The sequence below is a fragment of the Burkholderia sp. E168m22 genome (genome assembly GCF_001319805.1).
Classification (GTDB): Bacteria; Pseudomonadota; Gammaproteobacteria; order Burkholderiales; family Burkholderiaceae; genus Burkholderia; species Burkholderia orbicola.
Map to the genome: position 1 here is coordinate 1 of NZ_BBSK01000066.1, position 23,836 is coordinate 23,836.

General features: G+C 66.9%; 21 protein-coding genes. 12 read left to right on the forward strand and 9 right to left on the reverse strand.

Going from position 1 to position 23,836, the window contains the following annotated elements; all coding sequences use genetic code 11:
- The coding region (locus AP428_RS15980; protein WP_197285600.1) for a cell wall metabolism sensor histidine kinase WalK at positions 1-523 on the forward strand (523 nt) is incomplete at its 5' end.
- 81 nt (positions 524-604) lie between these two features.
- Here AP428_RS15980 and AP428_RS15985 read toward each other — a convergent pair.
- From AP428_RS15985 to AP428_RS16005, 5 genes are all read right to left on the reverse strand, one after another.
- Positions 605-1,216 (reverse strand): alpha/beta fold hydrolase, encoded by a 612-nt coding sequence (locus tag AP428_RS15985; protein ID WP_011546939.1) that lies wholly within the window; start codon positions 1,214-1,216, stop codon positions 605-607.
- A gap of 58 nt (positions 1,217-1,274) precedes the next feature.
- The gene (locus AP428_RS15990) at positions 1,275-2,009 is read right to left on the reverse strand and encodes a metallophosphoesterase (protein WP_011546940.1); all 735 of its coding nucleotides are present in this window, start codon (positions 2,007-2,009) and stop codon (positions 1,275-1,277) included.
- A gap of 110 nt (positions 2,010-2,119) precedes the next feature.
- Entirely contained in the window at positions 2,120-2,656 is a 537-nt protein-coding gene (locus AP428_RS15995) for a GNAT family N-acetyltransferase (protein ID WP_011546941.1), read from the reverse strand.
- A 12-nt stretch (positions 2,657-2,668) separates the two neighbouring features.
- Positions 2,669-3,301, reverse strand: coding sequence for a LysE family translocator (locus tag AP428_RS16000; RefSeq protein WP_011546942.1), 633 nt, complete (start codon positions 3,299-3,301; stop codon positions 2,669-2,671).
- A gap of 320 nt (positions 3,302-3,621) precedes the next feature.
- Positions 3,622-4,674, reverse strand: a complete 1,053-nt coding sequence (locus AP428_RS16005; protein ID WP_011546943.1) for an RNA-guided endonuclease TnpB family protein — start codon at positions 4,672-4,674, stop codon at positions 3,622-3,624.
- A gap of 89 nt (positions 4,675-4,763) precedes the next feature.
- Here AP428_RS16005 and AP428_RS16010 point away from each other — a divergent pair, with 89 nt between their 5' ends.
- The 3 genes from AP428_RS16010 (at position 4,764) to AP428_RS16015 (ending at position 8,507) form a co-directional block, all read left to right on the forward strand.
- Positions 4,764-5,957, forward strand: coding sequence for a porin (locus AP428_RS16010; RefSeq protein WP_041489351.1), 1,194 nt, complete (start codon positions 4,764-4,766; stop codon positions 5,955-5,957).
- 17 nt (positions 5,958-5,974) lie between these two features.
- Positions 5,975-6,133: a hypothetical protein gene (locus AP428_RS37430; protein WP_226292368.1), complete on the forward strand. Its 159-nt coding sequence runs from the start codon at positions 5,975-5,977 to the stop codon at positions 6,131-6,133.
- A 448-nt stretch (positions 6,134-6,581) separates the two neighbouring features.
- Entirely contained in the window at positions 6,582-8,507 is a 1,926-nt protein-coding gene (locus tag AP428_RS16015) for a hypothetical protein (protein WP_011546945.1), read from the forward strand.
- A gap of 13 nt (positions 8,508-8,520) precedes the next feature.
- Here the strand turns inward: AP428_RS16015 and AP428_RS16020 are convergent, their stop codons facing one another.
- The gene (locus tag AP428_RS16020; RefSeq protein ID WP_011546946.1) at positions 8,521-10,689 is read right to left on the reverse strand and encodes a TonB-dependent siderophore receptor; all 2,169 of its coding nucleotides are present in this window, start codon (positions 10,687-10,689) and stop codon (positions 8,521-8,523) included.
- A 400-nt stretch (positions 10,690-11,089) separates the two neighbouring features.
- Here AP428_RS16020 and AP428_RS16025 point away from each other — a divergent pair, with 400 nt between their 5' ends.
- Positions 11,090-11,536 (forward strand): hypothetical protein, encoded by a 447-nt coding sequence (locus AP428_RS16025; protein ID WP_011546947.1) that lies wholly within the window; start codon positions 11,090-11,092, stop codon positions 11,534-11,536.
- A gap of 178 nt (positions 11,537-11,714) precedes the next feature.
- Here AP428_RS16025 and AP428_RS16030 read toward each other — a convergent pair whose 3' ends face one another.
- Together AP428_RS16030 and AP428_RS16035 are read right to left on the reverse strand one after the other, a co-directional pair.
- On the reverse strand, positions 11,715-12,680 hold the full coding sequence (locus tag AP428_RS16030; RefSeq protein WP_011546948.1) for a PDR/VanB family oxidoreductase: 966 nt from the start codon (positions 12,678-12,680) through the stop codon (positions 11,715-11,717).
- Positions 12,677-13,756 (reverse strand): aromatic ring-hydroxylating dioxygenase subunit alpha, encoded by a 1,080-nt coding sequence (locus AP428_RS16035; RefSeq protein ID WP_011546949.1) that lies wholly within the window; start codon positions 13,754-13,756, stop codon positions 12,677-12,679. The genes AP428_RS16030 and AP428_RS16035 overlap by 4 nt, the downstream gene beginning before the upstream one ends.
- A 201-nt stretch (positions 13,757-13,957) precedes the next feature.
- Here AP428_RS16035 and AP428_RS16040 point away from each other — a divergent pair, with 201 nt between their 5' ends.
- Positions 13,958-14,446, forward strand: coding sequence for a MarR family winged helix-turn-helix transcriptional regulator (locus tag AP428_RS16040; RefSeq protein WP_006480545.1), 489 nt, complete (start codon positions 13,958-13,960; stop codon positions 14,444-14,446).
- A gap of 54 nt (positions 14,447-14,500) precedes the next feature.
- Here AP428_RS16040 and AP428_RS16045 read toward each other — a convergent pair whose 3' ends face one another.
- The gene (locus tag AP428_RS16045; RefSeq protein WP_011546950.1) at positions 14,501-15,247 is read right to left on the reverse strand and encodes a TetR/AcrR family transcriptional regulator; all 747 of its coding nucleotides are present in this window, start codon (positions 15,245-15,247) and stop codon (positions 14,501-14,503) included.
- Positions 15,248-15,417: 170 nt separating this feature from the next.
- Here AP428_RS16045 and AP428_RS16050 point away from each other — a divergent pair, with 170 nt between their 5' ends.
- The 6 genes from AP428_RS16050 to AP428_RS16075 all read left to right on the forward strand — a co-directional run bounded on the left by AP428_RS16050 (position 15,418) and on the right by AP428_RS16075 (position 23,774).
- Positions 15,418-16,599 (forward strand): isovaleryl-CoA dehydrogenase, encoded by a 1,182-nt coding sequence (locus AP428_RS16050; RefSeq protein ID WP_006480547.1) that lies wholly within the window; start codon positions 15,418-15,420, stop codon positions 16,597-16,599.
- Positions 16,600-16,629: 30 nt separating this feature from the next.
- Positions 16,630-18,237 (forward strand): carboxyl transferase domain-containing protein, encoded by a 1,608-nt coding sequence (locus AP428_RS16055; protein WP_011546951.1) that lies wholly within the window; start codon positions 16,630-16,632, stop codon positions 18,235-18,237.
- Between the two features lie 19 nt (positions 18,238-18,256).
- Entirely contained in the window at positions 18,257-19,042 is a 786-nt protein-coding gene (locus AP428_RS16060) for an enoyl-CoA hydratase/isomerase family protein (protein WP_011546952.1), read from the forward strand.
- 36 nt (positions 19,043-19,078) lie between these two features.
- A complete protein-coding gene (locus tag AP428_RS16065) occupies positions 19,079-21,076 on the forward strand; it encodes an acetyl/propionyl/methylcrotonyl-CoA carboxylase subunit alpha (protein ID WP_011546953.1) in 1,998 nt (665 codons plus the stop codon).
- Positions 21,077-21,413: 337 nt separating this feature from the next.
- On the forward strand, positions 21,414-21,617 hold the full coding sequence (locus AP428_RS16070; protein WP_011694854.1) for a hypothetical protein: 204 nt from the start codon (positions 21,414-21,416) through the stop codon (positions 21,615-21,617).
- A gap of 42 nt (positions 21,618-21,659) precedes the next feature.
- Positions 21,660-23,774, forward strand: a complete 2,115-nt coding sequence (locus AP428_RS16075) for a phosphocholine-specific phospholipase C (RefSeq protein ID WP_011546955.1) — start codon at positions 21,660-21,662, stop codon at positions 23,772-23,774.
- The last annotated feature ends 62 nt before the right edge of the window (positions 23,775-23,836 follow it).

Consider the following 23,836-nt stretch of genomic DNA (forward strand, 5'->3'; position numbering starts at 1 on the left):
CCAGGACCTGCTCGAGATGGAGCATCTGGTGAAGGAGGGCGTTGCGTATGCGCGCACGCTGCACGGCACCGAGGAAGTCGCGCGTCGCATCGATCTCGATGCGCTGCTCGACAGCATCGTGTACGACTACACGGATGCGGGGCAGGACGTCGCGCTGCACAGCCGCGCGCCGCTCGCGCTCGTCACGCGGCCGAAGGCGCTGCGCCGCATCGTCGGCAACCTGGTCGACAACGCGCTGAAGTTCGCGGGCGCGGCCGAGATCGACGTGCAGGCGGCGCCGGACGGCGGCGCGGTGATCGCGGTGCTCGACCGCGGGCCCGGCATTCCGGACGATCAGCTCGACGCGGTGTTCGAGCCGTTCCGGCGCGTGGAGACGTCGCGTAACCGCGAGACGGGCGGCACGGGGCTCGGGCTTGCGATCGCGAAGCAGCTCGCGCTCGCGATGGGCGGCACGCTCACGCTGAACAACCGGGCCGACGGCGGCGGCCTCGAGGCGAGGCTGACGCTGAGGAACGCGGGATGATGCGACGCGGCGCGCGAGCGTCGCGGTGTCGGGTGCGTGTCGAAGCGTGCGACGTGTGCAACGTGTGCGATGGGTGCTGCGTCACACGCGTTGCAGATGCGCGTCGACGAGCGGCGCGAGCGCTTGCGCATGCACGGCCGCGAGATCGTGTCGGCCGCCCGGCACGACGTGCAACCGCGCATCGGGCAGCCATTCGAGCAGGCGCCGGCCGGCCGCGACCGGGCTGATCGGATCGTCGTCGCCCCACAGCAGCAGCGTCGGCTGCGCGATACGGCCGATGTCCTGCGACAGGTCCGCACGAAACGTCATGAACCAGTCCGGCAACCGCGGGTTCGCTTCGGCGAAACCGGCGCGCCAGTCCTGCGCGCCGAGCCCGGCCATGTCGAGGCCGCCGGACGTGACCGTCAGCACGAGATGCGTGACGAGATCCGGCTTGTCGAGCGCCGCGCGCATCGCGATCACGCCGCCCATCGATTGCGCGATCACGGCGGTCGGCCGGTCGACGGTTGCCAGTACATGACGCACGAGACCGTCGAAATCGTCGACGGCCGGATCGCGCGGCGTGTCGCCGAAGCCCGGGTAGGCGACGATTCGCCGCTCGGCCGGATGCGTGAGCATGCCGGCCAGCGGTTGCCAGAACGCGGTGCTGCCCGATGCGCCGGGCAGGAAGAGTAGTTGCGACGGAACGGGCATGGCGTGTTGATGTTTCCGTAGTTGAGGCGAAGCAGGGTGGCAGGGCGGCGCGAGCGCGTCAGCAGCGGCCCGTGCGCAGCGCGACGGTCCAGTCGTCGCGGCCGCGCGACGCCGCGATGGCGGCGGCCGTATGCCAGTCGTATTCGACCGCATGGAATTCGACGCTCCAGCCGGCGGCGGTGCGCGACACCATCGCGTAGCGGGCGTGCGGCGAGCCCGTCTCGATCCGGTGCGGATGCGGCAGGTCGTCCGCATACGCCTGCAACCCGACGCTGCCCGGATTGACGATCAGCCGGCCGTCGTCGAGCTTCGCGGTACGTGGCACATGCGTGTGGCCGCACAGGATCAGCGAGGCCGCCGTATCGCCCGCGCGCTGCGCGACCTCATCGGGCGTCGCCGCGCGGCAGCCGTCGGGCGTGACCGTTTCGAGGAAATAGACGAGATCGCTGGCGGGCGTGCCGTGCACCATCAGCACGTCGCCGTCGAGCGTCAGGCGTTCGGGTAGCGCGGCGATCCAGGCGCGATGGTCGGCGCGTAGCGTGTCATGCGCCCAGCGATCGGACAGCCGCATCGCGTCGCGATCGAGCGTCAGCAGTTGCCGCTCGTGATTGCCCTTGATGGTCGGCAGGTCGAGCGCGATCAGGCGGTCGGCCGTTTCGGCTGGATGGAGTGCGCCGGACACGATGTCGCCGAGATTGACGATCACGTCGGCGCCGCGGCGGCGGACATCGTCGAGCACCGCGTCGAGCGCGGCGAGGTTGCCGTGGATGTCGGAGAGCGCGGCGATTTTCATGGCGGCAAGTCGATGAGGGGAGTGGCGATTGTCGCCAATTCGGCGCGGGTCGTGCAATCGGGTCGTGCAATCGCTTCACGGCATCGGCACGCGATGCCGCGGCGGGCACGTCAGTCGGTCGCGAGGCGTGCGTACATCGCGAAATCGCCCGGCGTGCCGCGCACCATCTTGTAGGCGCGCAGCAACCCCTCGTAGCGGTAGCCGCACTTTTGCAGCACGCGCGCGGAGCCGGCGTTGCTGGTCAGCACGACCGCCTGCATGCGCATGAAGCCGCCGTGCGTGAACGCCCACGCGGTGACGGCGTCGCACACCGCGCTCGCGATGCCGCGCCCCCAGTGCGACGGCGCAAGGTCGTACGCGATCTCCGCCGAGCGGTTGACGGTGGACACCGTATGCAGCCCGATCGTCCCGGCGAGCGCGCCCGACGCGGTGTCGACGATCGCGAGACGCCGGATCGAATCCGGATCGGTCGATTCGATGTTGTCGAACATCGGCAGCAGATCGTCGGGCGAGCGCAGATTCCAGCTCGTGTGACGGAACACGTCGGGGTTCGACAGGTACGCGTACCACGCGTCGAGATCCGCGCGTTCGAGTTGCCTGAGCGACAGGCCGGGGAAACCGGCGCGGGGCGGCGTGGCGATTTTCATCGAGCCCGGCGCCTACGCGGCATGGCGCCGGTACAGCGCCAGCGAACCGGCGAGCGCGAGCAGCATCGCGCCGCACGTGCGTTCGAGCCACAGCGCGCCCGAGCGCTTCAGCAGCCGCACCGCGCGTGCGCCGAGCAGCGCGTAGCCGAACATCACCGCGCCGTCGAGCAGCGCGAACGTGACCGCGAGCACGACGTACTGCGGCGCGAGCGGCGCCAGCGGATCGAGGAACTGCGGCAGGAACGCGGAGAAGAACAGATAGCCCTTCGGGTTCGTCACCGCGGTCAGGAAGCTTTTCGCGAAGATCGATGCGTTGCGTCCGGAGGCCGTGCCGCGCTGCGCGACCACGACGTCGAGCGCCCCTTTCGACGTCAGCAGCCGGATGCCGACATACGCGAGGTACGCGGCGCCGAGCCACTTCACGACCGAGAACCAGAACGCCGACGCCATCAGCAGCGCGCCGAGGCCGAGCGCGACCGCGACGATCAGCACGAAGTCGGACAGCATCGCGCCCGCGAAACCGAACGCCGCGCGGCGCACGCCGTAGCGCGAGCCGTTGGTCAGCGCGAGCAGCACGGTCGGGCCAGGTGTCGCGATGCCGACGAACGCGACGGCGGCGAAGATCAGCAGGGTCGTTTCATGCATGAAGGAACTCCCGGAGGAAAGCGCGCAGCCGATTATCGTCCGCGTCGCCTCGCGCTGTACAGGCGCGGCAGCCGTGGCTATGGCCGCGCTCCGACTATCTCAATTTTGACAAGAAACTGTTGTCATTATTCCGCTTTGGAACGGAACCGGTTCCAACTACCATACCGGCCGCAGCGGGCATGCCCGCCGCGTCGTCGCGCGCGGACGTCGCCGGTCTCGCACCGCCGGGTGGATGTCGGCGCGCGCGCGCTACTCGCAACAGCCCGTCAGAACAACGGGCTCGCCGCCCGGAGACATACAACCTTGACGTCCCCCTCTCCCTAAAGGGAGAGGATTCCCACATCTGGCGATGCACGTCCGCATCGGAGAATGTTCAACGCAGCGTTGGTATCTCGATCATGCTCGACACCACATCTACTGCAGGCCCACTCTCTTATTCTCAGTCCCGCGATACCTTTCGGCCGCGTCGTGCTGTCTTTCGACCCGCACGCCGAACAGGACTGGGTCGAACCGCTTTCGTCGACTTCCTCGAACGTGGCTCCGTGCGCCATCGCTTTGTAACGGAGTTTGTTTCGGAAGGACGACCAGGATGCGTCGTAGACGCTCTTCGCCATCCTGGTTCTGGCGAGTTTTGCGGCCGACACGTTGCCGACCGCGATGTAATCGAAGCGCCGCACCAGATCGAGCGCGAGCTTGTGCTGGAAGTCGGCGCGGGCATTGGCGATCTTTGCGTGCAGCTTCGCGATATGTCGCTTGTGCTTTCGTGCTCGCTGCGCTTTCGCCAGATTTTCCGCCGCTCGTCGACCGAACCGGTCATTGGGCAGCTTCTCGCCGGTCGAAAGTGTGGCGAAGTCTTTCAGGCCGAGATCGATGCCAACACCGGAGCGAATCGGGCGAGCCTGAACATCCGGCATCTCGATCACGATATTGAGAAACCAATTACCACGCGCGTCCTGCGCGAAGTTGCTCCCGTCCTTGATCTTGCCTTCGGGAAGCGGTCGACTGTTGAACACGCGAAACGTGTTGCCGGCGAAACGAAACGCGTCGCCCTCGCGCTTCAGGTCACGCCCCTTCAGCGGCACCCAGCCCAGCGATTTCCTGCCGCGATAGCGCAGATAAGGGCGTCGACACTGACTGCGCGACTTCGCATATTGCTCGCACGTCGCGTTGATCGTGCCGGAGTGAATACCGAGTTCCTTGCTGCTGCCGGTCGTCAGCACGTTCAGGTCGAATCCCGTCGGCCACTTCTTGCTCCACTTGAGCGCGTGCTTCTGCGTGTCGTTGCAGAAGTTCCAGACGTAGTTCACCGCGCGGCCCTGCTTGTTAAGCAGTCCGTTGAGCGATTTCACCCGGTAGCGGTAGACAAGAATCATGCCGGTGATCCTAACCCGTGGAAGAAGCTGCCTGTCAACAGCATTCCTTTCCTTCCCGCCATCAATGGCGGGGTTTCTCGGAGCAACTGATGAACAAGCAACTGATCGCAGCGCCGCTGCTGCTCTCGCTCGCGAGTGTCGCCGCCGCGCAAAGCTCCGTCACGCTGTACGGCATCGTCGATGCGGGCGTGACCTATCGCAGCAACGAACGGGTCGGCTCGGCGGGCGCGTACACCGGGCATTCGAGCGTCGGGCTCACGACCGGCAACCTGTCCGGCAGCCGGTGGGGCATCAAGGGTTCCGAGGATCTCGGCGGCGGGATGCGCGCGCTGTTCGTTCTCGAGAACGGCTTCGACATCACCAACGGCACGTCCGGCCAGGGCGGCCGCCAGTTCGGCCGGCAGGCGTTCGTCGGCGTCGGCAGCGACCGCTACGGCACGGTCACGCTCGGCCGCCAGTACACGTCGCTCGACGATTTCGTGAGCCCGGTCGGCCCGTCGTCGTTCATCGGCGGCTTCGGCGCGCACCCGGGCGACATCGACGATCTCGACCAGACCGCGCGCGTCGACAGCTCGATCAAGTACACGAGCGCGAACTACTCGGGCTTCACGTTCGGCGCGCTGTACGGCTTCGGCGGCCAGCCGGGCAGCATGAAGCAGCGCAACACGTGGAGCGTCGGCGCCGCATACGCGGCCGGCCCGCTGCGTGTGGGCGTCGGCTACGAGCGCTCGGACAACAGCAAGAAGGGCGCGACCGACCCGACGGCGGGCAAGTGGCAGAGCACCGACGACGGGCTGTTCAATTCGTCGATCAACGAAGGCTATGCGAGCGCGCAGTCGCAGCAGGTGATCGCGACCGGCGCGACGTACGACTTCGGCCCGGCCGTCGTCGGCGTGAACTACAGCAACGTGCAGTACCGCGGCGGCGCGCAGTCGTTGTTCAGCGGCCATGCGACGTTCAACGTCGCGGGCGTGTTCACGCGCTGGAACGTGCAGCCGCAGACGCAGCTGTTCGCGGGCTACAGCTACACGCGCGGCAGCGACGTCGACGGTATCGACAACCGCGCGCAGTATCACAACGTCACGCTCGGCGCGGTCTACGACCTGTCGAAGCGCACCAGCGTGTACCTGCTCGGCGCGTACCAGCATGCGTCCGGCACGACGCTCGACGCGCTCGGCCGGCCGGTGGCCGCGACTGCGTCGGTGTCCGACAAGGCGAACGGCCATTCGTCCGATTCGCGGTCGCAGGCGATCGTGAGCCTCGGGCTGCGCCAGAAGTTCTGACGCAGCAGTCGTTGCGCGTGCAACGGGGCTCGCAGCCGATGCGGGCCCCGTTGTCGGCATGCTCGTCCGCAGCCGACGATGCACTGTTCCACCGGCCACGCGTGATCGACGTCGTCGATGCGCTGCCGAAATACGTCGACGGCCGGGCCGGCCCGACGCGCGATCCGGCGAGCTGAACGATCGCCGCCGCGTGCCGGTACGGCCGGTGCGCGGTTTTCCCCTCCGTATTCCCCCTTTCCCTCCCGCTTTGCCTTCCGTGCGCGAAATCGCAAAAATCCGATCGCGCCGGACAATATTTTTTCTCTTTCATTTTGATTTCGATTTGTAATAATCAAAGTGACTTCCGGGGAATGAAAATGCAATGCGGTCATATCAGAAAAAATGACGTATTCGCATTGAATGACCCGGAACAAAATGCCGGGAAATGCGCTGAAACCGCGTGGCTGGCAGGCTGTCGTGGCGCGGTTTCGGAGATTTTGCGATCGTTGACGAAAAAGCGCCGTACGGCAAAACGCGTGAAGTGAATAATTCGGGGGAACGGCGAATGCGGATTTACCGGAATCACCAATATTTCATGCGCCGCGATTTACAGTGTCGATCATTGTTCGTCTGGGAGCATTATTCATGTCAATGAAACAAATCCGCGCGGCGTTGCTGATCATGTGCATGGCGATGTGGGCGCCGGCTAGCCACGCGCAGGCGCAATACTCGACCGACTGGCTCGCGAACACGTACGGCACGCTGGCCTCGCACGTCGGTAACGGCGCGCGCTCGATGTGGGTCGCGCCCGAAGGCGTGATCTACACGGCGTCGCGCTGGGACGAGAACGCGGGCGGCGTCGCGATCTACCAGAACGGCCAGCTGCTCGGCACGATCGGCATCCACGACGAATTCCATGGCGGCGCGATCACCGGCAATTCGACGTCGCTGTTCGTCGCGCTCGGCTACAACCGCACGTTCGGCAGCGGCTCGGTGGGCCGCTACAACCGGAGCACGAACCAGCGCGACCTGCGCATTCCGGTCAGCACGTGGACGGGCATCCAGTATGCGGACGTGATCACGGGCCTCGCGACGGGCGGCAACCTGCTGTACGTGAGCGACTTCTACGGCAACCGCGTGCGCGTCTATACGACCGATGGCGTGTGGCAGCGCGACATCGGCGTCACGGGCCCTGGCGCGCTGGCGCTCGATGCGGCCGGCAACCTGTGGGTCGCGCGCAAGAGCGCGGGCGTCGTCGCGCAGTTCAGCCCGACCGGTACGGCGATGAACACGCTCCAGATGGCGGCCGGCGCGCGGCCGGCGTCGCTGTACTTCGATGCGTCGATGGGCCGGTTGATGGTGGGCGACGAAGGGCCCGACATGAACATCAAGCTATACGGCGGGCTGCCCGGGCTGCCGGTGCAGGTCGGCACGTTCGGCGTGCAGGGCGGCTATCTCGATACGACCACGGGCATCAAGGGGCAGGTCGGCGACAAGCGCTTCACGCGCGTCGCGGCGCTCGGCAAGGATGCGGCCGGCAACCTGTACGTGCTGAACAACGCCTGGGGCGGCGGCTGGGATCTCGGCCGCAACGGCAGCACCGATCTGCATGCGTACAGCCCGGTCGGCACGCTGCAATGGAAGTTGCAGGCGCTGAACTTCGAGGGAATCGCCGCGCCCGATCCGGTGACGGACGGGACGTTGTTCTACAGCGGCAACAACATATATACGGGCACCGCGGGCGGCACGTTCGTCGCGAACACGGTCGACCCGTTCACCTATCCGAAGGACCCGCGCCTCGACATGAACGACTATCAGCGCGGCCAGCACTTCGGGCAGCTCGTGAGCGTTGGCGGCAACCGGATCCTCGTCGCGTCGGGCCAGAACCCGGGCAACTTCAACTTCTACTACTTCAACACCGCGAGCGGCTACATCGCGATTCCGGCCGGTTCGCTGCCCGGCAAGCCGTTCAACACGACGCTGCAGGTGACGGCCGGTTTCGACATCGACGGCAACGGCGACGTGTGGGCCGGCCTGAACGGCTCCAACGTGATCACGCGCTACCCGATGACGGGCTTCGACGCGACCGGCAAGCCGTCGTGGGGCAAGCCGGTGACGACGGCCGTGCCGAGCAGCGTGGCGCCCGTCACGCGCATCATCTATCAGGCCGACAGCGACACGATGATCCTGGCGCAGGGCCTGGCAGGCAACTGGGACTGGACCGCGATGAACGGGCACATCGAGGTTTATCACGGCTGGAAGAACGGCAACACGAGCGCGCCGAACCCGGTGATAAACCTGACGAGCGCGAACCCGAAATCGATCGCGGCGGCCGGCCACTACCTGTTCGTCGGCTATGTGCACACGGTGCCGAACATCGACATATACGACCTGAACACCGGCGCGCTCGTCACGACGCTGACGAATTCGAACCCGTCGGCGATGGACGTCGGCAACGACGTCGACTCGATGTACGGCGTGCGCGCGTACCTGCGTTCGACCGGCGAGTACGTGATCACGAAGGACAACTACAACGGGTCGAGCATCGTCGTGTATCGCTGGCGTCCGTGAGCGCGCCGGGGCGTCAGAACGATACCGTGGTCGTCAGCGTGACGAGCCGCGGCTCGCCGACCGCGACGATCAGGTTGCTGTTGCTCGACGGATAGTAGGTCTTGTCGAGCAGGTTCTTCACGTTGAGCTGGAAGCGGGTCGGAAACTTGCCGATCGTCGTTTCGTACGCCGCGAACGCGTCGACGCTCACGTAGCCGGGCAGCGTGAAGCTGTTCGCGGTGTCGCCGGAGCGGGCGCCGACGAGACGCGCGCCGCCGCCGAAGCGCCAGCGCCCGGGCAGGTTCGCGATGGCCGTGTCGTATACCGCGAACAGGCTGCCCGTGTGGCGCGCGACGTTGACGAGCGGCGTGTTGCTGTCACGATCGTTCGCGTTCGTATACGCATAGCTGCCGATCACGCTCAGGTGGCGCGTGATCTGCCCGGCCACGTCGAGCTCGATCCCGCGCGAGCGCGCGGTGCCGATCGTCGACGTGAGGTCGCCGACCGTGACCGCGACGTTGCGCTTGTCGATCTGGTACACGGCGAGCGTGCCCGTGATCGCGGGCTTCAGGCTGAACTTCAGCCCGGCCTCGAGCACGCGGCCATATTCCGGCGCGAGCGGCGCCGCGACGTTCGACGCGACGTTCGGCTTGAACGAGCGGCTCACGTTCGCATAGGCGGTGAGCGCCGGCGTGAGCGCATACGCGAGCCCGAACTGCGGCAGCCAGACGCTGCCGCGCGAGCGGTCGGCGAACACGAACGGCCGGCCCATTCCCGATTCCTGCTGCCAGTTTTCCCAGCGCAGCCCGCCTACCGCGGTGAGGCGGTCGGTGATCTTCACCGAGTCCTGCACGATCGTCGAATACGCATGCACGACCGAGCGCGAATCGCTCTGCTTCGCGTTGGCCATGCCGCCCGGCGCGAGCAGGCCATACACGGGATCGTAGAGATTGAAGCCCGTCGTCGCCTTGCCGCGGATCGTGTCGCCGCGGAAGCTGCGCTGCCGCTCGTATTCGCCGCCGACGTAGATCGCGTGCTGCATGCCCGCGAGCGTCACGTTGCCGAGCAGCCCGAGCGTCGCGATCTGGTCGGAATCGTTGCGCCCGAGGTTCGCGTCGGACGAGCGCGTCAGCGCGCCGGTTCTGCTGTTGAACGCGGTGGCGCGGGTGATGAACTGATCGTAGCGGTCGCGGCCCCAACCGTAAGTCGCGCGCACGCGCCAAGCATCGGAGAAGCGGTGCTCGATGCGCGTGCGCAGCGTTTCCTGGATGCCGCTGCTTTGCGACCACGCTTCCTCGTAGCGGCGATAGCGCAGTGCCTCGTCGAGCTGGCCGTTCACGAGCACGGTGCCGCGGTCGAACGGCATCGTGTAGTCGACGTACTGGTAGCTGACGTCGATCGACGTGTTCGCGTCGTGCCACGACAGCGCGGGCGCGATCAGCGCGTTGCGTTCGCGGCCGAAGCTGCGCCAGTAGCGGCTCGTGTCGTATTCGCCGGTCAGCCGGAAGGCGAGCGTGCCGCCCGCGACCTGGCCGGGCTTGCCGAGCGGCCCCGTGAGATCGAACTGTGCGTTGCTGCCGCCGTGGTTCGTGCGCGACGCGGAGATCGAGCCGCCGAACGTGTCTTCCGGCTTGCGCGTGACGAGGTTGATCACGCCGCCCGGGTCCTGCATCCCGTACAGCAGCGAAGCGGGGCCCTTCAGTACTTCGACGCGATCGATCGTCGCGAGATAGCTGTGCAGCACCGGCGTGCGCACGCCGTCGACCAGCACCGAGCCGTCGTTGTTCGATCCGAAGCCGCGCTTGATGAACGCGTCGCGCGTGCCGCCGAGCGTGTTGGTCTGCGTGACGCCGCTGATGTTGCCGAGCACGTCGTCGAGCGAGCGCGCCTGCTGGTCCTGCATCACGCTGCTGCTGACCACCGCGACCGATTGCGGGATCTCCTTCAGCGCCCGGGCGTCGCCGCCCGCGATGTTCGTCGTGCGCGGCTGATAGCCGATCGTCGGATCGACGGCGGCCGAGGCGTTGATGCTGATCGCCGGGAGTTCGTGTTCGGCGGCCGGCGCGGCGGCGGGCGCGGGCGCAACGGGTTCGGCGCCGGCCGCATGCGCGCCGCTCGCGACGCACAGGGTGAGCAGGGCAGGCAGGGGCATGCGCCACGGATGCAAGGTCCGGGCGCGGCAGGGCGTTCGACGGGATGGCATGAATCGATGCAGGAAGAGGAATGCTAAGGATCGTGTGGCGGGTGGCAGTGTTGCGGTGGGATCAGCGTGCGCATGATATATGTAATGAGAATCGTTTTCAATTGTAATGGGGCGGCCAGCCATGCGCGGTACTCGGTTGCCGGGCTGCCGGCCGTCTGCTACCGTAGCGGCCAAAATCAGACGCAGTGAAATTCAACGAGAGAGCCGGGGGCCGCACCATGTCATCTTCCTGTCCCGTCGCGTTCGGCGCGACGCCACGCACCGCGCACGCGCGTGCGGGCGATGAAGTGATCGCAGCCGTGTACCGCCATTCGAACGATTAAAGCGACGCAAGCGCATTCAATCGGCATCGCGCCGGGCTTCGATCATTTCAACCACCACGCTAGACGGGAGACCACCCATGAAGAAGATTTCCGCGCCGTTCACGGCGGCCGCGCTGGCGGCCTGCGCGCTGTTGGCGGGCGTTCAGCAGGCCGCCCGTGCGGCTTCGAACGCCGAACCCGCGATCGACGCGCACTACGGCGCCGTGATCGAGGCCTATACGCAGGACATGGCCGCCGCGAAGACGAAGTACGACGGCAAGCGCCTCACGTTCGTCGGCGCCGTGATCCGGATGGGCAGCGACCCGGGCGGCACGTACTTCGGCGCGCTGACGGCCGACGGCGAGCAGTTCGACACGCATTTCGACGTGCCTGACCAGGATGCGCTGAAGCCGAAATTCCCCGGCGGCGAGATCAAGCCGTTCGTCACGTCGTCGGCGTTCCGGTTCAGCTGCGTGAACGAAGGCTATATCGATGCGCCGGTGCTGCCGGGGTTGAAGCTCGCGCATTGCCGGCTGGCCGATTGAGCCGAGCGATGGGCGCGGGCCGGCGTGCGAGGGCCAAGCCGGCTCGGGTGCAGCAGCAGCCGCTCGATCACGCGCCGCGCGCGATCTTGATTGATGGCCGGGCAGGATGGGCCATCGATCGTCTCCCGTAGGGTGGTCAGCCGCCGCGTGTCGGGCGGTCCGTCTACCGCCTGCGGATCTACAGATCGAGTACCAGCAGGTCGGTGCGCGATCGTGAGCAGCACGGCATGAACTGGTCGCCGGCCGCCTTTTCGTCGTCGGTCAAGTACGTATCACGATGATCGGGCTCGCCTTCGAGCACGCGAGTCAGGCAGGTACCGCACACGCCTTGCTCGCACGACGTCAGCACGTCGACGCCGTTCGCCGCCAGCGCCGCGATCACCGTGCATTCGGCCGGCACGTCGATCACCTTGCCGCTGCTCGCGATTTGCACCTGGAATGCGCGGTCGGCGCCGGACGACACGACCGCGCCGCCGAAGAACTCATAGTGCAGCCGGGCTTCGCTCCACTCGCGCTCGCGCGCGGCGTTCAGCACCGCATCCATGAAGCCGCGCGGGCCGCATACGTACAGATGCGTGCCGTCGGGCGCGCCGGCGAGCACGGCAGCCAGATCGAAGCGTTGCGCGGGATCGCCGTCGTCGACGTGGAAGCGGACGCGATCGTGAAACCCTGCCGCATTGATCCGCTCGACGAAGGCCATGCGATCGGTCGAACGCGCGCAGTAATGCATGTCGAACGGCATGCCGGCCGAAAACAGCCGTTCCGCCATGGCGAGAATCGGCGTGACACCGATCCCGCCGGCGAGCAGCAGATGGTGCGGCGCGTCGGGCGCGAGCGGGAATTGATTGCGCGGCAGGCCAATCCGCACGGTATCGCCTTGCCGGATTTCGTCGTGAATCGCGCGCGACCCGCCGCGGCCATCGGCCTCGCGCAGCACCGCGATCTGGTAGCGATCGCGTTGCTCCGGATGGTTGCACAGCGAGTACTGGCGCACGAGCCCGCCCGGCAGATGCACGTCGATATGGGCGCCGGCGTCGAAGCGCGGCAAGGGCGAGCCGTCATCGCTGACGAGTTCGAAGCCGCAGATGTCGCGCGCTTCCTGCCACTTGCGCGCGACCCGAACCGTCAAGGTCGCGCCGCTCATGACGCCGCCTTGACCTGCGCGACCGGAATCACGGGCCGCTGCGGGCTCGCCGCGTGTTCGGCGGCGAGCAGCCGGTCGATCACCTTGCGCGACAGCACGCCGCCGGCATCGATGTTGAGCTTGAGGAGCGTGCGCTCGGGCCATTGCTCGAGATTGCGCTGCTGGCGCTCGAGCATTTCGAGATCCTCCGCGAAGATCTTGCCCTGGCCTTCGCGGATCTCGGCGGTCAGCGCGGCGTCGTCGGGCCGGAAGTTGCGCGCCATCCCCCAGAAGTACCAGATCGACGTGTCGGTCTCGGGCGTGATGAAGTCGACCACGATCGACGACGCCTTCTTGTTCGGCGGCGCATCGTAGCCGCCGTGGCCCGCATGCGCGACGCCTACTTCGATCATCACGTGGCTCGGCGGCGTGAAGCGGCAGATCTGCCAGCGGTCGACCGGGATGTCGTCGGCGAGCCCGTTGCCGCGCAGCGCCATTCGCCAGAACGGCGGCGGCATCACGTTTTCCATGAAGCGGCTCGTGACGACTTCGTCGCCATGGCTGGTGGTCTTCGGCGGCGCTTCGTCGATCTCCTTCTGGCCGATGCTCGACGCATGCACGTAGGTTTCGTGCGTGAGGTCCATCAGGTTGTCGATCATCAGCCGGTAATCGCAGCGGATGTGATACAGGCCGCCGCCGTGCGCCCAGGCCGGGTCCTCGGCCCAGGCCAGCGCCGGCAGTTTGGCGGGATCGGCTTCGGACGCATCGCCCGGCCAGACCCACACGAAGCCGTACCGCTCGACCGCCGGGAAGCTGCGAATCGACGGAAACCCGCCGACCCGCTGGCCCGGCATGCCGGCCGGCTTGCCGTTGCAGCCCATTTCGAGCCCGTGATAGCCGCACACGAGCACGCCGTCGCGCACGAACCCGAGCGACAGCGGCGCGCCGCGGTGCGGACAGAAATCCTCGAGCGCCGCGACCTGGCCGTCCGCCGCGCGGTACAGCACCATCGATTCGTTGCAGATCTTGCGGCCCAGCGGCTTGCCGTCGATCTCGTCGGGCGTGCACGCCACGTACCACGCGTTCTTGAGAAACATGTTCCTTGTCTCCTTCGGGACGGTGCCGCCGGGGAAGCGGCCCGATCTTCATTCCGTGTACTGAATGAGATTCAGTGTACTCATCGATATGGGCCGGAGCAAGGCGGGCGGTATACTGGTTTTCCCGGGAAATGGCGCGACGCAGCGCCATGCCGCCGGTGCGCGCAACCGGTGCGTGCCGCCTAAGTCATCGACTCATTCATGGAAAAAACGACTCCCGCCGACCTGCCGGCTTTCCCGATCGACCTGTACGACGAACCCGGGCACCTGATCCGGCGCGCGCACCAGATCGCGGTCGCGATGTTCTACGAGAAGCTGGGCCGGGACGTGACGCCCGTGCAGTACGCGGTGCTGCGGATGCTGTACGAGAATCCGGGGCTCGATCAGGTGACGCTCGCGCAGCGGGTCGCGCTCGACACGTCGACCACGGCCGATCTCGCGGTGCGGCTCGAAGCGAAGGGATTGATCGTCCGCGAAGTGCTGCCGCGGCGTCAGCGGCGCCTGCTGTTGACGCCGGCGGGCGTCGAGCTGCTCACCCACCTGATTCCGTCGGTGACGGAGTTGCGGGCCGGGCTGTTCGACGGGATGGGCGAGGACGATTCGCAGGAACTGATGCGCCTGCTACGCAAGTTCGTGCATTTGAACAACGAGCAGAGCCGCGCGCCGCTGCGGGTGAGCGAGGATTCGTAGCGGCGCGGCGCCCGGCGCGATGGCGCAGAAGGGCGGCGTGCGCCGCCCTGGCCGTCAGCCGCGTGATGCTTCGCCTTCCAGCCGCCGCACCGCTTCCGCGACTTCGTTCCTGAAGCGCACCAGCGCCGCCTGCTCCGGCGCCGGCGGCTGCACGGCGGCCCACAGCATGTCGATCAACTGCGTGGCCGTCGTTTCCGTATCGAGCTTGCGGTGCCCGAGGATCGCATCCCACAGCACGTGCTCCATCGGCCCGAACACCATCGAGCGCAGCAGGCTCAGCGGCAGATCCGCGCGAACCTGCCCGGCCGCCTGGCCGCGTGCGAGCACGTCCATCAGCGGCGCCGTGTAGCGGCGTTGCAGCGCGGTGAGCTCGTCGCTCAGCGCATGCTGCTTCGCGCGGCCTTCCGACAGCACCAGCGCGCACAGCCCCGTGCCGTTCACGAGCATCAGCCGCAGGTGGGTGCGCACGATGAACGCGAACTGCTGCTGCACCGACGCCTCCCGCGGCATCCCGTGTTCGAACGCGGCGATGATTTCGTCGTACCAGTCGGCGATCACGCGCGCGCACAGCTCGCGTTTGCCGCGGAAATAGCTGAACACCGTCGCCTCCGATACCCCCACGCGCTGCGCGATCTCGGCGGCCGTCGCATGCTCGTAACCTTTTTCGGCGAACACTTCACGGCCGGCGCGCAGGATGTCCTGCACGCGCTGCTGGGATTTGCGGCCGGCGGGTGCGCGCGACGAGTCGGCGCGGTCGGCTTTGGCGGTGGCGGTCATGGTGTCGGCGGGAGCGGCTGTCATGCTCGCATCATATCTGAGTATCACTCAGAAAACTATTGACGCCGAACCGGGCGAGGCGCGAAACTGTGCAAAATTTCCGCTGTATTGGTCAATGAATCGACGTATTCATTCGATTTGAGCGAAACTCAGAAATCGGTGAGTGCGACACACTTTCTGGAGACGGAGGAGACATGATCAACCTGCCCGGCGTGCAATTCATGCTCGGTGAAGACATCGAGATGCTGCGCGACGCCGTCGCGACGTTTGCGGCGAAGGAAATCACGCCGCGCGCGGCGGAGGTCGACCGCACCGACCAGTTCCCGATGGATCTGTGGAAGAAGTTCGGCGATCTCGGCGTGCTCGGCATGACCGTCTCCGAGGAATACGGCGGCGCGAACATGGGCTACACCGCGCACATGGTCGCGATGGAGGAGATCTCGCGCGCGTCGGCGTCGATCGGCCTGTCGTACGGCGCGCACTCGAACCTGTGCGTGAACCAGATCCACCGCAACGGCACCGAAGCGCAAAAGCAGAAATACCTGCCGAAGCTCGTGTCGGGCGAACACATCGGCGCGCTCGCGATGAGCGAGCCGAACGCCGGCTCCGACGTCGTCAGCATGAAGCTGCGCGCGGACAAGCGCGGCGACCGCTACGTGCTCAACGGTACGAAGATGTGGATCACCAACGGCCCCGATTGCGACACGCTGGTCGTCTACGCGAAGACCGATATCGAAGCCGGCCCGCGCGGCATCACCGCCTTCATTGTCGAGAAGGGGATGAAGGGCTTCTCGGTCGCGCAGAAGCTCGACAAGCTCGGCATGCGCGGTTCGCACACGGGCGAGCTGGTGTTCCAGGACGTCGAGGTGCCGGAAGAGAACATCCTCGGCCAGTTGAACGGCGGCGTGAAGGTGCTGATGAGCGGCCTCGACTACGAGCGCGCGGTGCTGTCGGGTGGGCCGACGGGCATCATGGCCGCGTGTCTCGACGCGGTCGTGCCGTACATCCACGACCGCAAGCAGTTCGGCCAGGCGATCGGCGAATTCCAGCTGATCCAGGGCAAGGTCGCCGACATGTACACGACGTTCCAGGCGTGCCGCGCGTACCTGTATGCGGTCGGCCGCCATCTCGACTCGGCGGGCAGCGACCACATTCGCCAGGTGCGCAAGGACTGCGCGGGCGTGATCCTCTACACGGCCGAGAAGGCGACGTGGATGGCTGGCGAGGCGATCCAGATCCTCGGCGGCAACGGCTACATCAACGAATACCCGGTCGGCCGCCTGTGGCGCGATGCGAAGCTCTACGAGATCGGTGCCGGCACGAGTGAGATCCGCCGGATGCTGATCGGCCGCGAGCTGTTCGCGGAAACGATGTAACGCCCCACGTCACGGAACGGAGCCCCGTCGATGCCGATCATCGAATCGAAACTGAACCCGCGTTCGGAAGACTTCCGCGCGAATGCCGCGGCGCTCGAGGCGGTCGTCGCCGACCTGCGCGTGAAGATCGAACAGCTCGCGCAGGGCGGCGGCCAGGCCGCGCGCGACAAGCACCTGTCGCGCGGCAAGCTGCTGCCGCGCGATCGCATCGCGCAACTGCTCGATCCGGGCGCGCCGTTCCTCGAGTTCTCGCAACTCGCGGCGAACGGCATGTACAACGACGACGCGCCGGGCGCGGGCGTCATCACCGGGATCGGGCGCATCGCCGGCCGCGAATGCGTGATCGTGTGCAACGACGCGACGGTCAAGGGCGGCACCTACTACCCGGTCACAGTGAAGAAGCACGTACGCGCGCAGGAAATCGCCGCGGAAAACCGGCTGCCGTGCGTGTACCTCGTCGACTCGGGCGGCGCGAACTTGCCGAACCAGGACGACGTGTTTCCCGATCGCGACCACTTCGGCCGCATCTTCTTCAACCAGGCGACGATGTCGGCGGCGGGGATCGCGCAGATCGCCGTCGTGATGGGCTCGTGCACGGCCGGCGGCGCATACGTGCCGGCGATGAGCGACGAGTCGATCATCGTGAAGGACCAGGGCACGATTTTCCTCGGCGGGCCGCCGCTCGTGAAGGCCGCGACCGGCGAGGAAGTGAGCGCCGAGGATCTCGGCGGCGGCGACGTGCATACGCGCCTGTCGGGCGTGGCCGACCATCTCGCGCAGAACGACGCGCATGCGCTGTCGATCGCGCGCAACATCGTCGGTCACCTCGCGCCGAAGATCGCGCCGCCGCTCGCGCTGCGCGAGCCGAAGCCGCCGCGCTACGACGCGAAGAGCCTGTACGGCGTGATTCCGGTCGATACGCGCAAGCCGTTCGACGTGCGCGAGGTGATCGCGCGCATCGTCGACGATTCGGAATTCGACGAATTCAAGGCGCGCTTCGGCACGACGCTCGTCACGGGCTTCGCGCACATCTGGGGCCATCCGGTCGGGATCGTCGCGAACAACGGCATCCTGTTCTCCGAATCGGCGGTGAAGGGCGCGCATTTCATCGAGCTGTGCTGCCAGCGCAAGATCCCGCTCGTATTCCTGCAGAACATCACGGGCTTCATGGTCGGGCGCAAGTACGAGAACGAAGGCATCGCGCGGCATGGCGCGAAGATGGTGACGGCCGTGTCGAACGCGAAGGTGCCGAAGTTCACGGTGATCATCGGCGGCTCGTTCGGCGCCGGCAACTACGGGATGTGCGGCCGCGCGTTCGGCCCGCGTTTCCTGTGGATGTGGCCGAATGCACGGATCTCCGTGATGGGCGGCGAGCAGGCCGCATCGGTGCTCGCGACCGTGCGTCGCGATGGCATCGAGGCGAAGGGCGGGTCGTGGTCGGCCGAGGAAGAGGACGCGTTCAAGCAGCCGATTCGCGACCAGTACGAGCGCCAGGGCCATCCGTATTACGCGAGCGCGCGGCTGTGGGACGACGGCGTGATCGATCCCGCGCAGACGCGCGACGTGCTCGGGCTCGGCCTGGCCGCGTCGATGAACGCGCCGATCGACGACACGCGCTTCGGCGTGTTCCGCATGTAACGCCCGGGAGGACTGACCGATGCGATACGAAACGATCAAGGTAAGCGAAGCCGGCCGCGTGGCGACCGTCACGCTCGCGCGTCCCGACGTGCGCAACGCGTTCAACGAGACGACGATCGCCGAGCTGACCACCGCGTTCGAATGGCTCGATGCGCACGAAGGCGTGCGCGCGATCGTGCTGGCCGCGGAAGGCGCCGCATTCTGCGCGGGCGCGGACCTGAACTGGATGAAGAAGATGGCCGGCTACTCGGACGACGAGAACCGCGCCGATGCGCGCAAGCTCGCGCGCATGCTCGAAGCGATTTATCGCTGCGGCAAGCCGGTGATCGCGCGCGTGCATGGCGACGCGTATGCGGGCGGCGTGGGCCTCGTCGCGGCGGCCGACATCGCGATTGCCGCCGACGGCGTGAAGTTCTGCCTGTCGGAAGCGCGGCTCGGGCTGATTCCCGCGACGATCGCGCCGTATGTCGTGCGGGCGATGGGCGAACGTGCGGCGCGGCGCTACTTCACGACGGCCGAGGTGTTCGACAGCACGCGTGCCGCGTCGCTCGGGTTCATTCACGATGCGGTGCCGGCCGACGCGCTCGACGAAACGGTCGCGAAGCTGGCGGCGACGCTGGTCGCGAACGGCCCCGACGCGGTGAAGGCGTGCAAGCGGCTCGTCGCCGACGTGGCCGGCCGCGCGCTCGACGCGACGCTGATCGAGCAGACCGCCGAGTGGATCGCGAAGACCCGTGCCGGCGCGGAAGCGCGCGAAGGGATCGCATCCTTCCTCGAAAAGCGCACGCCGTCGTGGCGTGAATGATCGCGTGACCTCAACCTTCCGGACGACATCGAAGCCATGTTCGACAAGATTCTGATCGCCAACCGCGGCGAAATCGCGTGCCGCGTCGCCGCGACGTGCAAACGTCTCGGGATCGCGAGCGTCGCCGTCTATTCCGACGCGGATGCGAACGCGAAACACGTGGCCGCGTGCGACGAGGCCGTGCACATCGGCGGCTCGGTCGCGGCAGACAGCTACTTGCGCATCGAGCGCATCATCGAAGCCGCGCGCGCGACCGGCGCGCAGGCGATTCACCCCGGCTACGGTTTTCTGTCGGAGAACGAAGATTTCGCGCAAGCGTGCGAAGCGGCCGGTATCGTGTTCATCGGGCCGCCGGTCGACGCGATCGCGGCGATGGGATCGAAGGCCGCCGCGAAGGCGCTGATGCACGCGGCCGCCGTGCCGCTCGTGCCCGGCTATCACGGCGACGACCAGGACGCGGCCAACCTGCATCGCGAGGCTGATCAGATCGGCTATCCGGTGCTGCTGAAAGCCAGCGCGGGCGGCGGCGGCAAGGGGATGCGCGTGGTCGAGCGCTCCGAGGACTTTCCCGCGGCGCTTGCATCGTGCCAGCGCGAAGCGGCAAGCAGCTTCGGCAACGATCGTGTGCTGATCGAGAAATACCTGACGCGCCCGCGTCACGTCGAGGTGCAGGTGTTTGGCGACACGCACGGCAATACCGTGTACCTGTTCGATCGCGATTGCTCGGTGCAGCGCCGTCACCAGAAGGTGCTCGAGGAAGCGCCGGCGCCGGGCCTGCATGAGGACGTGCGCCAGGCGATGGGCGAAGCGGCCGTCGCGGCCGCGCGCGCGGTCGGCTATGTCGGCGCGGGCACCGTCGAATTCATCATGACGGGCGAAGCGTTCTACTTCATGGAAATGAACACGCGCCTGCAGGTCGAGCACCCGGTGACCGAGATGGTCACGGGGCTGGATCTCGTCGAATGGCAACTGCGCGTCGCGGCGGGCGAGCCGCTGCCGCTGAAGCAGGAGGAACTGCGCGTGCAGGGCCATGCGCTCGAAGCGCGCCTTTACGCGGAGAATCCGGCGCGCGGCTTTCTGCCGTCGACGGGCACGCTGAAGCATTTGCGGTTGCCGGCAGGCGTCGAGTTCGACATCGGGGCGTCGGTGCGCGTCGACAGCGGCGTACGCGAAGGCGATGCGATCACGCCGTTCTACGATCCGATGATCGCGAAGCTGATCGTCCACGGCGCGGATCGTGCGGAAGCGCTGGGCCTGATGCTGCGTGCGCTGCGCGCGTGCGAAGTGGTCGGCCTGCATACCAACGCCGCGTTCCTGCAGCGGATCGTTGCGTGCGAGCCGTTCGCGATCGCCGATCTCGACACGGGCCTGATCGAGCGCAACCACGATGCGCTGTTCGCGCCGCAACAGCCGCCGCGTGCGACGCTTGCACTCGCCTGTGCGGCACTGCTTGCGCGCGAACGCGCCGCCGCGCAGGAAAGCGCGTCGCCGTGGAGTTCGCTGCCGGACTGGCGGCTGAACGGCGGCTATCGCCGCACGCTCGAATGGCATGCGACCGATCGCGAAGCCGACGTGACGGTCACGTACGAGGACGACGGCACCGGCACGCGCATCGCGATCGGCGACGCGGCCGCGCAACCGTTCGCGTGGACGCGCGGCGCCACGCCGCTCGATTTCGACGTGACGCTTGGCGGCGTGCGCAGCAGCGGCCGCGTGTATGCGGACGGCGACACGTTCCATGTGTTCACGCAGGGTGCGGCCGAAACGTTCGAATGGCGCAACCTGCTCGCGCATGCGGGCGACGCGGAGCAGGGCGGTGGCCGCCTGACCGCGCCGATGCCCGGCAAGGTGATCGCGGTGCTGGTCGAGCCGGGGCAGAAGGTCGAAGCCGGTACGCCGCTGATCGTGATGGAGGCGATGAAGATGGAGCACACGATCGGCGCGCCGAGCGCGGGCGTCGTCGCTGACGTGCTGTACGGTGTCGGCGATCAGGTCGCGGACGGCGCGCAGTTGCTGATGATGGCGGAAGGCTGAGCGGACCTTGTTGCTGTACGTGGGCCGGTTGCCGTGGCGGCAGGCCCGCAAGAAAGCGCTTCGTAATTTTCCGTACGCCCGTGGCCGTGGCCGCGGCGATGCGGCTTCGATATCGACAACACGCGAAGAAGCTATACGCCTAAGCAACATACATCTTTCGAAGGCCTTACGATCTTCGCCGTTCCTGCCACACCATCGCGTGCCACGCGCAGTGCGCACCTCCATCTTCCCGCCCCTCGACACCGTCGTGTAACAAGTCGAACATAGCATCTCGGCGTCGATATGACCGGCGCGGCGTCGCGTCCGCGTCACGTCATCATCCTCACGGAGAACCGTTATGCGAACGTCGGCCCTACGGCCTTTCGCGGTCGTCGGCCTGATCGCGCTGACCGCCGTCCTCGGCGCCTGCAACGACGACCTGACCGCACCCGCCGCGCCCGTCGCGCAGCAGAAGGCCGCGTGCGGCGGTGCGGTGGTCGCCACCGCGCAGATGCGCTGCCCGCCCGGCTTCACCGCGCCTGCGTCGTCGCCCGCTTCCTGATACCGGCCGTTTCCACCAGAAAACCCATCAAGAGCAACCAGCATGGCCACTCATTCGCGACGCGATTTTCTGAAGTTCTCGGCCGGCCTCGCCGGCGCGACCGCCGCCACCGCACTGCTGCCGGAATCGATCCGCAAGGCGCTGGCGATCGAGCCGAACACCGTGACGGGCACGATCCAGGACGTGCAGCACATCGTCGTGTTCATGCAGGAGAACCGCTCGTTCGACCACTATCTCGGACACCTGAGCGGCGTGCGCGGCTACAACGACCGCTTCCCGGTCACGCTGCCGAACGGCAAGCCGGTGTGGTTCCAGCCGCGCCAGGAGGACAAGTCGAGCGTGATCGCGCCGTTCCGCTACGACACGACCAATCCGGGCGTCAACGCGCAATGTATCGGCGGCCTGCCGCATACCTGGGCGACCACCCATGGCGCGATCGACAACGGCCGCGCGGATCAGTGGGCCGTGCAGAAGTCGAACATGACGATGGGCTATCACGTTCGCGACGACATCCCGTTCCACTACGCGCTCGCGGATGCGTTCACGGTGTGCGACAACTACTTCTGCTCGATCCCGGGCAACACGCACCCGAACCGCATGTACCTGATGACGGGCATGGTCGATCCGCTCGGCACGGGCGGCGGCCCGCTGCTCGACAACACCGACTACATCGACAACCAGTTCGACAAGATCCAGTTGCCGCCTTTCAGCTGGACGACCTACCCGGAACGGCTCGAACAAGCCGGCATCTCGTGGCAGATCTACCAGCAGGGCACCGGGTTCGACAACTTCACCGGCAACTACGGCACGAACATGCTGGCGTGCTTCAACAACTTCGTGAATGCGCCGGCCGGTTCGTCGCTGCAGACGCGCGGAATGAGTACGCGCCCGATCACGCAGTTGAAGGCCGACGTACAGGCGAATACGCTGCCGCAGGTGTCGTGGCTGCTGCCGCCCGCCGCGTATTCGGAGCATCCGAAGTTCACGCCGCTGTACGGCGCGTACTACCTGTCGACGATCCTCGATGCGCTGACGTCCAACCCGGACGTGTGGAGCAAGACCGTCCTGCTGATCATGTACGACGAGAACGACGGCTTCTTCGACCATGTCGTGCCGCCGTCGGCGCCGACGCTGCCGGGCTCGGGCATGAGTACCGTCGACGTGTCGCTCGAGCGGCACAACGTCGTGACCGCGACGCAAGCCGGCACCTATACGGCCGACAACCTGCCGTACGGCCTCGGCCCGCGCGTGCCGATGTTCGTCGTGTCGCCGTGGTCGAAGGGCGGCTTCGTCTGCTCGCAGGTGTTCGATCACACGTCGGTGCTGCAATTCATCGAAAAGCGCTTCGGCGTGATGGAGACCAACATCTCGCCGTGGCGCCGCGCGATCTGCGGCGACCTGACGTCGGCGCTCGACTTCTCGAAATCGGATGCGACGCTGCCGACCCTGCCGAATACGCAGGCGTACGTCGCGCAGGCGGACCTGCAATGCTCGCGTGCGTCGTCGCAGACCGCGCCGGCCAGCACCGCGCAGCAGGTCGTGACCGCGCAGGAACCCGGTACGCGGCCGGCGCGCGCGCTGCCGTACGAACTGCACGTCACCGGCCAGCTTCAGGCGCAAGGCTATGCGCTGACGTTCGCGAATACCGGCACGCAGGGCGCGCACTTCTGGGTCTATACGGGTGACCCGACCGCGATGCCGCGCCGCTATACGGTCGAAGCCGGCAAGCAGCTGACCGATACGTGGGCGCTCGATGCGAACGGCAACTATCTGGTGAGCGTGTGGGGGCCGAACGGCTATTTCCGGCGCTTCGCGGGGTCGGCGGCGGCGGATGCCGCGGCCAAGCCTGAAATCACGCCGTGCTACGACACCGCAAACGGCGACGTGTACGTGACGATCGCCAATGCGGGCACCGGCCCGCTCACGGTCACGGCGACCGATGTCGCGTACGGCGGCGCGGCGCGCACGCTGACGGTCCCGGCCGGGCAGCGCATCGAAGCGCATTGGGACCTGTCGTGCAGCAGCCACTGGTACGACCTGCAGTTCGCGGTGGCGGGCAATGCCGGCTGGACGCGCCGCATCGCGGGGCACGTCGAGACCGGCAAGCCGAGCATCACCGACCCGGCGGCCGTGGCGCCGACGATCGCGGCGATCTGACGACGGCACCTGATGCGACGACGCGCCGTCCGGTTGAATCCGGCCGGCGCGTCGTGTTTGTG

Excerpts from the sequence above, each read along its gene's own strand:
- AP428_RS16055 (WP_011546951.1), top strand. The coding sequence starts at position 16,630 with ATGCCGATCATCGAATCGAAACTGAACCCGCGTTCGGAAGACTTCCGC.
- AP428_RS16015 (WP_011546945.1), top strand. The coding sequence starts at position 6,582 with ATGTCAATGAAACAAATCCGCGCGGCGTTGCTGATCATGTGCATGGCG.
- AP428_RS16020 (WP_011546946.1), bottom strand. The coding sequence starts at position 10,689 with ATGCCATCCCGTCGAACGCCCTGCCGCGCCCGGACCTTGCATCCGTGG.
- AP428_RS15995 (WP_011546941.1), bottom strand. The coding sequence starts at position 2,656 with ATGAAAATCGCCACGCCGCCCCGCGCCGGTTTCCCCGGCCTGTCGCTC.
- AP428_RS15985 (WP_011546939.1), bottom strand. The coding sequence starts at position 1,216 with ATGCCCGTTCCGTCGCAACTACTCTTCCTGCCCGGCGCATCGGGCAGC.
- AP428_RS15990 (WP_011546940.1), bottom strand. The coding sequence starts at position 2,009 with ATGAAAATCGCCGCGCTCTCCGACATCCACGGCAACCTCGCCGCGCTC.
- AP428_RS16030 (WP_011546948.1), bottom strand. The coding sequence starts at position 12,680 with ATGAGCGGCGCGACCTTGACGGTTCGGGTCGCGCGCAAGTGGCAGGAA.
- AP428_RS16050 (WP_006480547.1), top strand. The coding sequence starts at position 15,418 with ATGATCAACCTGCCCGGCGTGCAATTCATGCTCGGTGAAGACATCGAG.
- AP428_RS16065 (WP_011546953.1), top strand. The coding sequence starts at position 19,079 with ATGTTCGACAAGATTCTGATCGCCAACCGCGGCGAAATCGCGTGCCGC.
- AP428_RS16070 (WP_011694854.1), top strand. The coding sequence starts at position 21,414 with ATGCGAACGTCGGCCCTACGGCCTTTCGCGGTCGTCGGCCTGATCGCG.
- AP428_RS16060 (WP_011546952.1), top strand. The coding sequence starts at position 18,257 with ATGCGATACGAAACGATCAAGGTAAGCGAAGCCGGCCGCGTGGCGACC.
- AP428_RS16075 (WP_011546955.1), top strand. The coding sequence starts at position 21,660 with ATGGCCACTCATTCGCGACGCGATTTTCTGAAGTTCTCGGCCGGCCTC.
- AP428_RS16035 (WP_011546949.1), bottom strand. The coding sequence starts at position 13,756 with ATGTTTCTCAAGAACGCGTGGTACGTGGCGTGCACGCCCGACGAGATC.
- AP428_RS16010 (WP_041489351.1), top strand. The coding sequence starts at position 4,764 with ATGAACAAGCAACTGATCGCAGCGCCGCTGCTGCTCTCGCTCGCGAGT.
- AP428_RS16000 (WP_011546942.1), bottom strand. The coding sequence starts at position 3,301 with ATGCATGAAACGACCCTGCTGATCTTCGCCGCCGTCGCGTTCGTCGGC.
- AP428_RS16005 (WP_011546943.1), bottom strand. The coding sequence starts at position 4,674 with ATGATTCTTGTCTACCGCTACCGGGTGAAATCGCTCAACGGACTGCTT.
- AP428_RS16025 (WP_011546947.1), top strand. The coding sequence starts at position 11,090 with ATGAAGAAGATTTCCGCGCCGTTCACGGCGGCCGCGCTGGCGGCCTGC.
- AP428_RS16045 (WP_011546950.1), bottom strand. The coding sequence starts at position 15,247 with ATGACAGCCGCTCCCGCCGACACCATGACCGCCACCGCCAAAGCCGAC.
- AP428_RS16040 (WP_006480545.1), top strand. The coding sequence starts at position 13,958 with ATGGAAAAAACGACTCCCGCCGACCTGCCGGCTTTCCCGATCGACCTG.